The 12,976-nt window shown below is 65.5% G+C and carries 14 protein-coding genes and 1 pseudogene; 11 read left to right on the forward strand and 4 right to left on the reverse strand.

Annotated elements, in window-relative coordinates; genetic code table 11:
- The coding region (locus tag AC1D0P_RS12690; protein ID WP_477677068.1) for a helicase HerA-like domain-containing protein at window positions 1-674 on the reverse strand (674 nt) is incomplete at its 3' end.
- Between the two features lie 88 nt (window positions 675-762).
- Here AC1D0P_RS12690 and AC1D0P_RS12695 point away from each other — a divergent pair.
- Genes AC1D0P_RS12695 through AC1D0P_RS12745 form a run of 11 tightly spaced genes read left to right on the forward strand, consistent with a single transcriptional unit; the run spans window position 763 to window position 10,075 of the window.
- Window positions 763-1,488, forward strand: a complete 726-nt coding sequence (locus AC1D0P_RS12695) for a YebC/PmpR family DNA-binding transcriptional regulator (protein WP_477677069.1) — start codon at window positions 763-765, stop codon at window positions 1,486-1,488.
- A gap of 17 nt (window positions 1,489-1,505) precedes the next feature.
- Window positions 1,506-1,784 carry a hypothetical protein gene (locus AC1D0P_RS12700; protein WP_477677070.1) on the forward strand — a complete coding sequence of 93 codons (279 nt, stop codon included), beginning with the start codon at window positions 1,506-1,508 and terminating at the stop codon, window positions 1,782-1,784.
- The gene (gene purD / locus AC1D0P_RS12705) at window positions 1,781-3,082 is read left to right on the forward strand and encodes a phosphoribosylamine--glycine ligase (protein ID WP_477677071.1); all 1,302 of its coding nucleotides are present in this window, start codon (window positions 1,781-1,783) and stop codon (window positions 3,080-3,082) included. Before AC1D0P_RS12700 ends, purD begins: the two co-directional genes overlap by 4 nt.
- Before the next feature lie 52 nt (window positions 3,083-3,134).
- Window positions 3,135-4,055 carry an oxygen-dependent coproporphyrinogen oxidase gene (gene hemF, locus AC1D0P_RS12710; RefSeq protein WP_477677072.1) on the forward strand — a complete coding sequence of 307 codons (921 nt, stop codon included), beginning with the start codon at window positions 3,135-3,137 and terminating at the stop codon, window positions 4,053-4,055.
- Entirely contained in the window at window positions 4,052-4,684 is a 633-nt protein-coding gene (gene nadD / locus AC1D0P_RS12715) for a nicotinate (nicotinamide) nucleotide adenylyltransferase (protein ID WP_477677073.1), read from the forward strand. The genes hemF and nadD overlap by 4 nt, the downstream gene beginning before the upstream one ends.
- Before the next feature lie 29 nt (window positions 4,685-4,713).
- Window positions 4,714-5,520 (forward strand): ribosome silencing factor, encoded by an 807-nt coding sequence (gene rsfS, locus AC1D0P_RS12720; protein ID WP_477677074.1) that lies wholly within the window; start codon window positions 4,714-4,716, stop codon window positions 5,518-5,520.
- Entirely contained in the window at window positions 5,517-5,984 is a 468-nt protein-coding gene (gene rlmH / locus AC1D0P_RS12725; RefSeq protein WP_436154540.1) for a 23S rRNA (pseudouridine(1915)-N(3))-methyltransferase RlmH, read from the forward strand. The genes rsfS and rlmH overlap by 4 nt, the downstream gene beginning before the upstream one ends.
- 7 nt (window positions 5,985-5,991) lie before the next feature.
- On the forward strand, window positions 5,992-6,594 hold the full coding sequence (locus AC1D0P_RS12730; RefSeq protein ID WP_477677075.1) for a Maf family protein: 603 nt from the start codon (window positions 5,992-5,994) through the stop codon (window positions 6,592-6,594).
- 31 nt (window positions 6,595-6,625) lie between these two features.
- Window positions 6,626-8,128 carry a ribonuclease G gene (rng, locus tag AC1D0P_RS12735; RefSeq protein WP_477677076.1) on the forward strand — a complete coding sequence of 501 codons (1,503 nt, stop codon included), beginning with the start codon at window positions 6,626-6,628 and terminating at the stop codon, window positions 8,126-8,128.
- Between the two features lie 16 nt (window positions 8,129-8,144).
- The gene (locus AC1D0P_RS12740) at window positions 8,145-8,888 is read left to right on the forward strand and encodes a polysaccharide deacetylase family protein (protein ID WP_477677077.1); all 744 of its coding nucleotides are present in this window, start codon (window positions 8,145-8,147) and stop codon (window positions 8,886-8,888) included.
- Entirely contained in the window at window positions 8,885-10,075 is a 1,191-nt protein-coding gene (locus tag AC1D0P_RS12745) for a glycosyltransferase family 4 protein (protein WP_477677078.1), read from the forward strand. The genes AC1D0P_RS12740 and AC1D0P_RS12745 overlap by 4 nt, the downstream gene beginning before the upstream one ends.
- A gap of 13 nt (window positions 10,076-10,088) precedes the next feature.
- Here the strand turns inward: AC1D0P_RS12745 and AC1D0P_RS12750 are convergent, their stop codons facing one another.
- From AC1D0P_RS12750 to AC1D0P_RS12760, 3 genes and pseudogenes are all read right to left on the reverse strand, one after another.
- Window positions 10,089-10,961, reverse strand: coding sequence for a glycosyltransferase family protein (locus tag AC1D0P_RS12750; protein WP_436154545.1), 873 nt, complete (start codon window positions 10,959-10,961; stop codon window positions 10,089-10,091).
- Between the two features lie 14 nt (window positions 10,962-10,975).
- Complete coding sequence (gene msbA, locus AC1D0P_RS12755) at window positions 10,976-12,715, reverse strand: lipid A export permease/ATP-binding protein MsbA (protein WP_477677079.1); 1,740 nt, start codon at window positions 12,713-12,715, stop codon at window positions 10,976-10,978.
- A 29-nt stretch (window positions 12,716-12,744) separates the two neighbouring features.
- A pseudogene (locus tag AC1D0P_RS12760) lies at window positions 12,745-12,976 on the reverse strand (O-antigen ligase family protein); the annotation flags it as partial.

Consider the following 12,976-nt stretch of genomic DNA (forward strand, 5'->3'; position numbering starts at 1 on the left):
ATGTTGATGACGCCCTTGCCGTCAACGGTCTGCATGAAGTCGCTGATGTTGAGCATGGGCTCGCCGAAGAACTTGTCGCCGCCCTGGCTTTCGACCTGCAGCAGGCCGCGCTGGATGGCGCCCACGCTGGCGGCGCTGACGTTGCCGTACTGGGTGGTGAACTCGCTGGCGTTGTCGCCCACGTACTGCAGCATGGCGCGCAGGTCCTTGAGGTCCAGCAGCAGCATGCCGTCGTCGTCGGCGATCTTGAACACCAGGTTGAGCACGCCGGCCTGGGTCTCGTTGAGGTTGAGCATGCGGCCCAGCAGCAGCGGCCCCATATCGGAGACGGTGGCGCGCACCGGGTGGCCCTGCTCGCCGAAGACGTCCCACAGCGTGGCCGGGCAGGCCAGCGATTCGGGGATGTCTATGCCGCGCTCCTTGAGCACGCCGGCCATCTTGGCGCCTATGGTGCCGGCCTGGCTGATGCCGGTCAGGTCGCCCTTGACGTCGGCCATGAAGACCGGGACGCCGATTTTCGAGAAGTTTTCGGCCAGAGTCTGCAGCGTSACGGTCTTGCCGGTGCCGGTGGCGCCGGTSAYCAGRCCGTGGCGGTTCGCCAGGCCGGGCAGCAGTTCGCACTGGGTGTCGGCGTTGCGGGCGATGAGCAGGGGGAGGGCGGTGGTTTCGGCCATGGGGGTGTGCGGTGGGTGAAAAAGTAAAATGCGGKTTGTAGATTAAATCAATTAATCACCGAAAAGCATTGAATAAAGGGTTTCCGTCGTGGCTGGTCATAGTAAATGGGCGAATATTCAACACCGCAAGGGCCGCCAGGACGAAAAACGCCAGCGAATCTGGACGCGCGTGATGCGCGAGATCATGGTGGCGGCCCGCATGGGCGGCGGCGACCTGGGCATCAACCCGCGGCTGCGGCTGGCGGTGGACAAGGCCAAAGCGGCCAACATGCCCAATGAAAACGTCAAATACGGCATCGCCAAGGCCACCGGCAGCCTGGAAGGCGTGCAGTACGAAGAGGTGCGCTACGAGGGCTACGGCATAGGCGGCGCGGCCATCATCGTCGACTGCATGACCGACAACAAGGTGCGCACCGTGGCCGAGATCCGCCACGCCTTTTCCAAGAATGGCGGGAACATGKGCACCGAGGGCTCGGTGGCCTTCCAGTTCAAGCACTGCGGCCAGCTGATTTTTGCGCCCGGCACCAGCGAGGACAAGGTCATGGAAGTGGCGCTGGAGTCCGGCGCCGACGACGTGATCACACATGAGGACGGCGCCATCGAGGTGCTCACGCCCTACACCGGCTTCGAGGCCGTGCGCAACGCGCTGGAGGCCGCCGGCCTCAAGCCCGAGATCGCCGAAGTCACCATGCGCGCCGACAACACGATCGAGCTCGCCGGCGAGGACGCCCGCAAGATGCAAAAACTGCTGGACGTGCTGGAAGACCTGGACGACACCCAGGACGTGTTCCACAACGCGGCCCTCGAAAACTGAAGCCCAAGGGTGAGATGATGGACGATTCGGAACGGCTGGCCCGCATTGAAACCCTGCTGCAGGAGGGCAACCGCCTGCGCGGCGAGGCCATTGCGTTGCAGAAGGAATCCCTGGCCGTGCAGAAGTCGCTGGTCGACGAAACCCGGGCCAACATCATGAAGGCCGGCAAAGTCAACGACCAGGCGCTTGAGATGCAGCGCCGAGGCAAGGCGGCCGCCAAGGTCATTTTCGGCATCGTATTTATTCTTGTTGTGTACCTCAGCTATTTGCTGTTTTTTAGATTGAACCTCCCGTGAAAGTTCTTGTTATTGGTGGCGGCGGCCGTGAGCACGCGCTGGCCTGGAAACTGGCCCAGTCCCCGAAAGTCCAGGCGGTCTACGTCGCGCCCGGCAACGGCGGCACGGCGCTCGATTCGCGGCTGGAAAACATCGCCATCACCGATGTAAAGGCGCTGCGCGAATGGGCGCTGGCCGAAAAGATCGCGCTGACCGTGGTCGGCCCCGAGCAGCCGCTGGCGGCGGGCATCGTGGATGAGTTCCGCGCGCACGGCCTGCGGGTTTTCGGTCCGACCAAGGCCGCCGCGCAACTGGAAAGCTCCAAGGCCTTTTCCAAGGCCTTCATGAAGCGCCACGGCATTCCCACGGCCGAATACGAAACCTTTACCGACGCGGCCGCGGCCCACGCCTATGTGGACGAAAAAGGCGCGCCCATCGTCGTCAAGGCCGACGGCCTGGCAGCCGGCAAGGGCGTGGTGGTGGCGATGACGCTGCACGAGGCGCACGAGGCCATCGAATTCATGCTCGCGCCCAACCCGGATTTCAACCCGCTGGGCGTGACGCACAACGAGGGCGGCGCGCGCGTCGTCATCGAGGAATTCCTGCAGGGCGAGGAAGCCAGCTTCATCGTGATGTGCGACGGCAAGAACGTGGCTGCCATGGCCACCAGCCAGGACCACAAGCGCCTGCTGGACGGCGACGAAGGCCCGAACACCGGAGGCATGGGCGCGTATTCGCCGGCCCCGGTGGTCACACCCGAAGTGCACGGCCGCGCCATGCGCGAGATCATCCTGCCGACCATCAAGGGCATGGAAAAAGACGGCATCCCCTTCACCGGCTTCCTGTATGCCGGCCTGATGATCGACGCCGAAGGCAAGCCCAAGACACTCGAATTCAACTGCCGCATGGGCGACCCGGAAACCCAGCCCATCATGATGCGGCTCAAGACCGATCTCTACGACGTGATGATGGCGGCCACCTCGGGCGCGCTGGACCAGATCGAGCTCGACTGGGACCGCCGGCCGGCCCTGGGCGTGGTGATGGCCGCGCACGGCTACCCGCTGAACCCGCGCAAGGGCGACGCGATTCACGGCCTGGTCAAACCCGGCGACGCGCCCGAGGACGCCATGGTGTTCCACGCCGGCACGCGCAAGGATGGCGATGCGACACTGACCTCGGGCGGCCGCGTGCTCTGCGTGACGGCGCTCGGCAGCACGGTCAAGGCCGCGCAGCAGCGCGCCTACGAGGTCGCGCAGGGCCTGGGTTTTGACGGTGCGCAGTACCGCAAGGACATCGGCTGGCGCGCGCTCAAGCCCTGATCATCGGACGGCTGCCGCTGTGCGGCGCCTGTTCTTTGGGGTACACCTCAGTATGACTACCGATATTTCAGGCGTTCGAGACTTTTTGCTGGCGCTGCAGCAGCGCATCACCCAGGCCATCTCGGAGATCGACGGCAGCCCTTTTGTGGCCGACCGTTGGCAAAAGGAGCCCGGCGAGACGCTGCAGGGCAACGGGCTGACCATGATCCTGGAGCAGGGCGAGGTGTTCGAGCGCGCCGGCTGCGGCTTTTCGCATGTGCGCGGGCCAAAATTGCCGCCGTCGGCGACACAGCACCGGCCCGAACTGGCCGGCGCGCCGTTTGAGGCGCTGGGCGTTTCGCTGGTGTTCCACCCGCGCAATCCCTATGTGCCGACGGTGCACATGAACGTGCGCATGCTGGCCGCGGCGCCGGCCGCCAGCCCCGATGCGCCGGTCTGCTGGTTCGGCGGCGGCATGGACCTGACGCCGTACTACGGCTTCGAGGAAGACGCCGTGCACTTCCACCAGGCCTGCAAGGACGCGCTGGCGCCCTTCGGCGAGGACAAATACCCGCGCTTCAAGCAGTGGTGCGACGAATACTTCTACCTCAAGCACCGGCAGGAGCAGCGCGGCATAGGCGGCGTGTTTTTCGACGACTTCCAGGAACTGGGCCCCGAGCGCAGCTTTGCCATGATGCAGGGCGTGGCGGATTCCTTTTTGCAGGCCTACCTGCCCATCGTGGAGCGGCGCAAGGACACGCCTTATGGCGAACGGGAGCGCGAATTCCAGCTCTACCGCCGCGGCCGCTACGTGGAATTCAACCTGGTCTGGGACCGCGGCACGCATTTCGGCCTGCAGTCGGGCGGGCGCACCGAGTCCATCCTGATGTCCATGCCGCCGCTGGCGAGCTGGTCCTACCAGCGGGGCGTCGAGCCCGGCAGCCCTGAAGAGCGCCTGTACACGGCGTTTTTGCCGCGGCGGGACTGGGTTTGAACGCAAAGCCGCCTCCCGCGGGCAAACGCATAGGCGTCTTTGGCGGCGCCTTCGACCCGCCGCACAACGCCCATGTAGCCCTGGCCGGGGCGGCCGTCACGCAGTTCGGCCTGGACACGCTGTATGTGGTGCCCACGGGCCATGCCTGGCACAAGTCGCAGTCCCTGAGCGCGCCGGCCTACCGGCTGGCCATGGCCAGGCTGGCGTTCGAATCCATCCCCCATGTGCGGGTGGACGAGCGCGAGGTGCAGCGCCCCGGGCCGACCTTCACGATAGACACACTTCTGGCCCTGCAGGCCGAGAATCCGGGCGCCCATCTCTACCTGTTTATAGGCGCCGATCAGTTCGCCGCCTTCCGGCAATGGCACCGGTGGCAGGACATCCTCGACCTTGCTATAATTTGTATAGCTGGCCGCGCACAATCCATGCCGGCCGAGCCTCAATTTGAGGCCTACGAAAGCCGCAGCAGCCGTTTTACCCTGCTCGATCTCCCCCTGATGCCCGTGAGCGCCACCCAGATACGCCAGTTAACGGCCTCCGGGGCGGCCACGGCGGGGGAAATTACCCGGTTGGTTCCTGAAGCCGTTGCGCGTTATATTTCACTGCACCAGCTATACCGTTCCCATTAATTCCCTACCTTATCGAAGCACCACACTGCATGACCTCCACCACCGCCAAAACCTCCGCCGCCGCCGATAAAAAGGATGTGCAGAAATTGCAGCGCGCCATCATTGATGGCCTGGAGGACGTCAAGGCGCAGGACATCCAGGTTTTCGACACCGAACACATCACCTCGCTGTTCGAGCGCGTGATCATCGCTTCGGGCAGCTCCAACCGCCAGACCAAGGCGCTGGCCGCCAGCGTGCGCGATGCGGTGCGCGACGCCGGCTTCGCCAAGCCGCGCATCGAGGGCGAAGACAACGGGGAATGGATCATCGTCGACTGCGGCGCCGCAGTGGCGCACATCATGCAGCCGACCATCCGCCAGTACTACCACCTCGAAGAGCTCTGGGGCGACAAGCCCATCAAGCAGAAACTGGGCGCGCCCGCGCCGTTGGTGAAGGCCTCCAAACCCGTCGCCGAACCCGAAGCCAAGCCCAAGGCCAGCCGTGCCGGCGCGAAAACCGCCGCCAAACCAGGCGCAAAGACGGCGGCCAAATCGGCGGCAAAAGCACCGGGCAAAGCACCAACCAAGGCGCCCGCCAAGGCCCCTGACTCCAGCTATGTGGGCCGCGTCGGCAAGACCAACGACTGGACCGCCAAACGCAATGCGACCGCGACGGCGGCCGAGCCCGCCGCCAAGCCGGCGCGCGCCGGAGCCAAGACGGCCAAGCCCGCCGTGAAAGCGCCCATCGTCAAGGTGCCGGCACCCAAAAAGGTCGTCGCCCGGAAGACGGCCGTGGCCGCCGCCAAGACCACGGCGAAGAAACCCGCCCCCAGGAAAACCGCTTCCCGGAGCAAATGAGGCTGACGATCGTAGCCGTCGGCCAGAAGGTGCCCGACTGGGCGCAGACGGCCTACGACGACTACGCCAAACGCTTTCCGCCCGAACTCAAGGTCGAGCTCAAGGCCGTCAAGACCGAGCCGCGCGCCTCCAAGACCCTGGAAAACCTGCTGTCCGCCGAGCGCGGGCGCATAGAGGCCAGCATCGCGCGCGGCACCCGTGTCGTGGCGCTTGATGAACGCGGCACGGCCGTGACCACCGTGGCCCTGGCCGAAAGGCTTAAAGCCTGGCAGCTGTCCGGCGACGACGTCGCCATCGTGATAGGCGGGCCCGACGGGCTGGACGCCGGCTTCAAGCAGGCCGCGCACGAGCGCCTGCGCCTCTCGGACCTGACCTTGCCGCATGCCATGGTGCGTGTGCTGCTGATCGAGCAGCTCTACCGCGCGTGGAGCATCACGATTAACCATCCTTACCATCGAGAGTAGCCTGCGCATGGCTGACTTTATTTACCTGGCCTCACAAAGCCCCAGGCGGCGGCAATTGCTGGAGCAACTGGGCGTGCGACACGAACTCTTGCTCCCGGACGCCGAAGAAGATGCCGAGTCGCTGGAGGCAGCGCTTAAAAACGAAGCGCCCGCCACCTACGTGCAGCGTGTCACCGCCCTCAAGCTCGATGCGGCGGTCGCGCGCCTCAAGCGGCGCAAGCTACCGCCGGCGCCCATACTCTGCTCGGACACCACGGTGGCCATGGGCCGCGTGATTTACGGCAAGCCGGACGACGCGAAGGACGCGGCGCGCATGCTGCGCGAGTTGTCGGGCGGTACGCACCGGGTATTGACGGCCGTGGCCGTGCAGGCCGGGCGCCGCCGTTTCGCGGCCCTCAGCACTTCGCGCGTGAGTTTTGACGAACTGACGCCGGCCGAGATTCGCAGCTACGTGGCCAGTGGCGAACCCATGGGCAAGGCCGGCGCTTATGCGGTGCAGGGCAGGGTGGCCATGCACATCAGCCGGATAGACGGCAGCTACAGTGGCATCATGGGGCTCCCGCTRAGGGAAACGGCGCTTTTGCTGAAAGCCGCCGGCATTCGCCTCTAGCCTCCGAACCCCACACTTTTTCAGGACCCCCATGCAACAAGACATCCTGATCAACTGGTCGCCGCAGGAAACCCGGGTGGCGGTGGTCGAGCACGGTGCGGTGCAGGAGCTTCATGTCGAGCGCACCCTGGAACGCGGCCTGGTCGGCAATGTCTATCTGGGCAAGGTGGCCCGGGTGCTGCCCGGCATGCAGTCGGCCTTCATCGACATCGGACTGGACCGCGCGGCCTTCCTGCACGTGGCCGATTTGATGAGCAGCATCAGCAGCCGCCATGCCGACAGCGACGCCCAGGCCGCAGCCGRCGGCCTCACGGCGCCGGCCATGGCCTCGCTGCAGCCGATTGAAAAACAGCTGTTCGAAGGCCAGGCGGTGATGGTGCAGGTCCTCAAGGACCCCATAGGCACCAAGGGCGCGCGCCTGACGGCGCAGATCAGCATCGCGGGCCGCCTGCTGGTCTTCCTGCCGCAGGACAACCACATCGGCGTCTCACAAAAAATCCCGCCCCGGCAGCGCGAGGAGTTGCGCCAGCGCGTGCAGGCCCTGGCCGGCGACATGGGCGGCGGTTTCATCCTGCGCACCAACGGCGAGGACGCGACGGACGCCGAACTGGCCGAGGACATCACCTACCTGCGCAAGACCTGGGCGCGCATCAAGGACGCCTCGCTGCGCCTGCCGCCGGCGTCGGTGCTGCACCAGGACCTGAACCTGCTGCAGCGCGTGCTGCGCGACCTGGTGGTGGAGGACACGCAGACCATACGCATAGACTCGCGCGAGCAGTTCGAAAAGCTCAAGACCTTCGCCATGGAGTTCATGCCGGCCACCGTGCAGAAGCTGCAGCACTACGGCGGCGAGCGGCCCATCTTCGACCTCTTCAACATCGACGAGGAGATCGCCAAGGCCCTGGGCCGGCGCGTGGACCTGAAGTCGGGCGGCTACCTGATCATCGACCAGACCGAGGCGCTGACCACGGTGGATGTGAACACCGGTGGTTTTGTCGGCGCGCGCAATTTCGATGACACCATCTTCAAGACCAATCTGGAGGCCTCGCAGGCCATCGCGCGCCAGCTGCGCCTGCGCAACCTGGGCGGCATCGTGATCGTCGACTTCATCGACATGATCCGGGAAAACCACCGCGACGCGGTGCTGGCCGAATTCCAGAAGCAACTGGCGCGCGACCGCATCAAGACCACGGTCAACGGTTTTTCCGCGCTGGGCCTGCTGGAGATGACACGCAAACGCACGCGCGAATCGCTCGCCCACCAGCTCTGCGAACCCTGCAGTGCCTGCATGGGCAAGGGTGTCGTCAAGACCGCGCGCAGCGTGACCTACGACATCCTGCGCGAGATCCTGCGCGAGGCGCGCCAGTTCAACCCGCGCGAATTCCGCGTGGTGGCCTCGCCCAAGGTGATAGAACTCTTTCTCGACGAGGAAAGCCAGCACCTTGCCAGCCTCAGCGACTTCATCCGCAAGCCGATTTCCCTGCAGGCGGAAGCCGCGATGGCGCAGGAGCAATACGACATCGTGCTGCTGTGAACCTTTCTTCCTGTCCATGCCGACCCTGAACCGCCAACCCAWCCCCATCCTGGTCTACCACCAGATCGCCGAGGCTCCGCCCAAAGGCAGCAGCCCGTTCCGCGGGCTCTACGTGTCGCCCGCGGCTTTCGCGCGGCAAATGGCCTGGCTCAAGCGCCTGGGCTACACCGGCCTCTCGATGAGCGGCCTGATGCCCTACCTGCGCGGCGAGCGCGGCGGCAAGGTGGTTGGCATCACCTTTGATGACGGCTACCGCAACAACCTGAGCCATGCCTTGCCGGTGCTGGTGAAACAGGGCTTTTCGTCGACCTGCTATGCGGTCAGCGGCTTGCTCGGGAAAACCAACATCTGGGACCAGGGCATCGGCATCCCGCAGACGCCGCTGATGGATGAGGGCGAGATCCGACAATGGGTGGCGGGTGGGCAGGAGATAGGCTCGCACACCTACAGCCACGCCAACCTGATGGAAACCGACGAGGCGGGCTGCGTCGAGGAAATGGTGCGGGGCAAAACCGGGCTGGAATCCGTCACGGGCGGGCCGGTGGCGCATTTCTGCTATCCCTACGGCCATTTCGAGGCCAGGCATGTGGAGATGGCGCGGACGCTGGGCTTTGCCACCGCCACCACCACCCAGCGCAGCCGCTGCCACGAAGGCATGGACCTGCTGCGGCTGCCGCGAGTGCCAGTGCTGCGCTCGACCACCTTGCCGGTGTTCTGGCTCAAGGTTGCCACCGCTTACGAAGACCGCCGGAAAAAATGAGCCCGCCCACGCCTTTGGCGGCTGCGCCCCGGAAACTCCGCATCGCCGTTTTCAACCGGACTTTCTCCCCGACCGGCGGCGGTGCGGAACGTTACTCCATCGCCCTGGTCGAGCAGCTCGCGGCCCGGCACGAGGTGCATGTGTTCGCGCAGCAAATCGATCACCAGTGGCCGGGCGTGATTTACCACAAGGTTTCGGCCCCGCTGCGCAAGCCGCGCTGGATCAACCAGCTGTGGTTCGCCACGGCCACCTGGTGGGCGACACGCCGTGGCTTTGACGTGGTGCATTCGCATGAGAACACCTGGCACGGCGAGGTGCAGACGGTGCACGTGCTGCCGGTCAAATACAGCCTGTTCCAGGGACGCCAAGGCTTGCGCCGTGTCCTGCGCTGGGTCAAGGTCGTGACCAGCCCGCGCCTGCTGGCTTACCTGGGCCTGGAGCGCGCACGTTATGCAGCCCGCCCAGGCAGGCAGGTGGTGGTGACCTCCGAAAGCCTGCGGCCCATCATGGAGGCTGCCTACCCGGGCTGCCGCGACGCGCTTTCCGTCATCACGCCGGGCATCAATATGCCCAGCTTGCCGGTGACCATGGATCGCAAGCGCGAGGCAAGGGCAGGGCTGGGTTTGCCGGCGCAAGGCACTTGTTTGTTATTTGTCGGCAATGATTACCGCAAGAAGGGCCTGCAGGCCTTGCTGCAGGCCATGACCCAGTTGCCGGACGACGTGGTGCTGGCCGTGGTGGGCAACCCAGCCCACATTGCCGAGTTCCGCGCGCTGGCCGAGGCGCTCAAGCTGGGTTCGCGGGTTTTCTTTCTGGGGGCCCTCAAGGACGTGAGCCCGGCCTATGAAGCCGCCGACATCCTGGTGCATCCCACCTTCGAGGACACCTTTGCGATGGTGGTGCTGGAGGCCATGGCCCACGGCCTGCCGGTGGTGGTCAGCGGGCCGAAGTACTGCGGCATTGCCGGGCTGCTGGCGCAGCGCGCCAATGCGCTGCTGCTGGATGATCCCCGGGATGCGGGCGAGCTGGCGCGAGTCTTGGGGGATTTGCTGGGCCAACCAGCGCTGCGGGAAACGCTGTCACGGGGCGCAGCGGCCTTTGCAGCGAACTACCAGTGGCGCGAAATCGCGCTGCAGCAGGAAGCGCTGTACTTTTCCGCCGTCGCGGCGAAGGACGCACCGCTCTGAGCCGTGCCCGGCTTCAGGCCACCAGCTTGAAGTGCTTGCGGCTGAAGTCCAGCCCGGTCAAGGTCTCCACCTGCCGCATGAAGTGGTATTTGTTTTCCTTGGGCGTGGGCTTGTAGGCCGGGTCTATGTTCAGGACCGGTTCGGCCTCGGTGGCCAGCCATTGCCGCACCGCCTCGGGGTGCGTGCCGGTGAAGGGGGCGAGAGCGCGGCGGTCGAACTGGCTGTAGGTGATCTGCGCGGCCCGGGCTTCGCCCCAGTACTTGCTGACCTGGTCCAGCTTCTTCTGCATTTCCTCGTTACGGCGTATCCAGCCGTAGTGGTAGATGTGCGCGTTGGCCAGCGCGGCCTGCGGGTTGCGGCCGCGCTTGTGCTGGGTGGTGACCAGCCAGTACTGGCCGTCGGGCGCATAGCTGCGTATGGTGTTGCGGATCAGCCGGCATTCGCGGCGGTACCAGCCGGGGCTGATGGAGATCCAGTCGGGCGAGCCGTAAAAATGCAGGTAGTCAAAGACCAGCGCCTCGACGGCCGGGTTGTTGTGGTGGCGCTCGACGCTGGCGCGTATGGCGGCGAGTTCGCCTTCATGCACCACTTCATCGCCTTCGAGGTAGAAGGCCCAGTCGCCGGTGCACGAATACTGCGCGATCATTTTTTGCTGGGCATAGACAAAGCCGCGGTCGGCCATGCGCTCGTTCCACAGGGTTTCAATGATGCGGATTTTCGGGTCGTTGATGGCTTTGACGCGTTCCAGCGTGTCGTCCTCGCCCTTGCCCACGGCCACGACGAATTCATCGACCAGGGGCAGCAGGGAGCGGATGGAGGCCTCAAACGGAAAGCCCAGGCCCACGCCGTTGCGAATAAAGGTAAAGCCGCTGATGGAGACTGGCATCGGGAAAAGACTTTCTAGGCTGCGCCCTGGAAGCCCAGGCGGTAAAGGTGGGCGTAAGCGCCGTTGTTCTGGAGCAGCGCCGCATGGCTTCCCTGCTCGACGATGCGGCCGGCGTTCATCATGATGATGCGGTCGGCGTGCTGGATGGTGGACAGCCGGTGGGCGATGATCAGCGAGGTGCGGCCCGCGGCCAGCCTCTGTATGGCTTCCTGGACGGCTTTTTCCGATTCCGTGTCCAGGGCCGAGGTGGCTTCGTCGAGGATGAGCACGGGTGCATCCTTGTACAGCGCCCGGGCAATCGCCAGCCGCTGGCGCTGGCCACCGGACAGCTGCATGGCGTTGTGGCCGAGCACGGTGTCTATGCCTTGCGGCAGTTCCTCGAGCAGCTGGCCGAGGTTGGCGGCGGCCAGGCAGCGCACGACCTTGTCTCTGTCGAAGGACTGGCCCAGCGCGACGTTGAAGGCCATGCTGTTGTTGAACATCACGACGTGCTGGCTCACGAAGGCGAACTGCGAGCGCAGCGAAGCCAGGTCCCAGTCCCGCAGCTCGGTGCCGTCCAGCCGTATGCTGCCGGCGCTGTAATCGACAAAGCGCGGCAGCAGGCTGGCCAGCGTGGTCTTGCCGGAGCCGGAAGAGCCGACCAGGGCCACGGTTTCACCGGCGCGTATCGACAGGCTGATGCCGTCCAGCGCAGGCGGCGCATCCGGCTTGTAGACGACGCTGACGCTTGAAAACTCAATGTCGCCGGTGACCCTCGCCTTGTTGAAGCTGCCGCTGCTTTCGTCCTCGATGAGGTCGACCAGGTCCAGACCGCGCTCGAGCGCCGCCAGCCCGCGCGTGATCGGCGTGGCGCCGTCGGAGAGGCTTTTGATGGGCGCGATCAGCAGCAGCATGGCCGTCACGAAGGCCACGAAGCCGCCCACCGTGGTGGTGTTTTCCGAGCCCTGGAGCAGGGCGATGGAGATGACGGCCGACAAGGCCATGGCGGCCAGCACCTGGGTGATGGCGCTCATGCCGGCGTAGGCGACGGTGGATTTGATGGACAGCCGGCGCAGCGTGTTGCTCAGCGCCTCGAAGCGCGAAGCCTGGCCGGCCTGCGCGCCGTGCAGGCGCACGTCGCGGTGGGCCAGCACGTTTTCTTCGACGACGTAGGCCAGGTTGTCGGTAGCGACCTGGCTTTCGCGGGTCAGGCGGTACAGCCGCCGCGTCAGCAGCTGGATCACCAGCGCCACCGCCGGGAACAGCAGCGAGACGATCAGCATCAGCTTCCAGTTGAGGAACAGCAGGTAGGCCACCAGGGCCGCCAGCGTGAGGACGTCGCGCGCCAGCTTCATGACGGCGTTGATCATCATCGAGGAGCCGTTGAACACCTCGTAGACCACGGTGTTGGCGATGGCGCTGGAGGACTGGTCCGCGAACAGCGACAGGCGCGAACTCAGCAGCTTGCCGAACATCGCCCGGCGCAGCGACTGCAGGCCCTCGTTGGTGACCTTGGCCAGGGCGTACTGCGCCACGAAGCCGGAGATGCCGCGCACGGCGAACAGCAGGATCAGCGTGACCGGCACCAGCCACAGGTCCAGCGCGCCTTTCTGGAAGCCCCGGTCCAGCAGGGGCTTGAGCAGGGCCGGCACAAAGGGCTCGGTGGCCGACGCGACGATGGTTGCACCCACGGCCAGCGCCCAGCCGGTGCGCGAGCCGCTGAAGTAGGGCCAGACGCGCGCCAGGCGGCGCCACAGGCTCTGCCTCGGGGCCATGGCGGCGGTAGCGGTGTCGGGGGAGACGCTCACGTCGCGCGTTCGGGTGAGAGCGGGCCGGCGGGTTTGCTCAAGCCCAATGCCAGCAGCAGGCCGATCAGGACGCAGAAGAAATCCCCGATCAGCCCGTCATAAAGGCTGGAATTGAACAGGCAGGCGACAGCCAGCGCCAGCAAGGCGGACTGCGCGGCCCGGGCGTAGGGCGTTTCCATTTTCAGCGTGTCGCGCAGCACGGAGAGCATGAAGGCGGCGATCAGCAGC

Source organism: Polaromonas sp. P1_G2, from assembly GCF_056405515.1.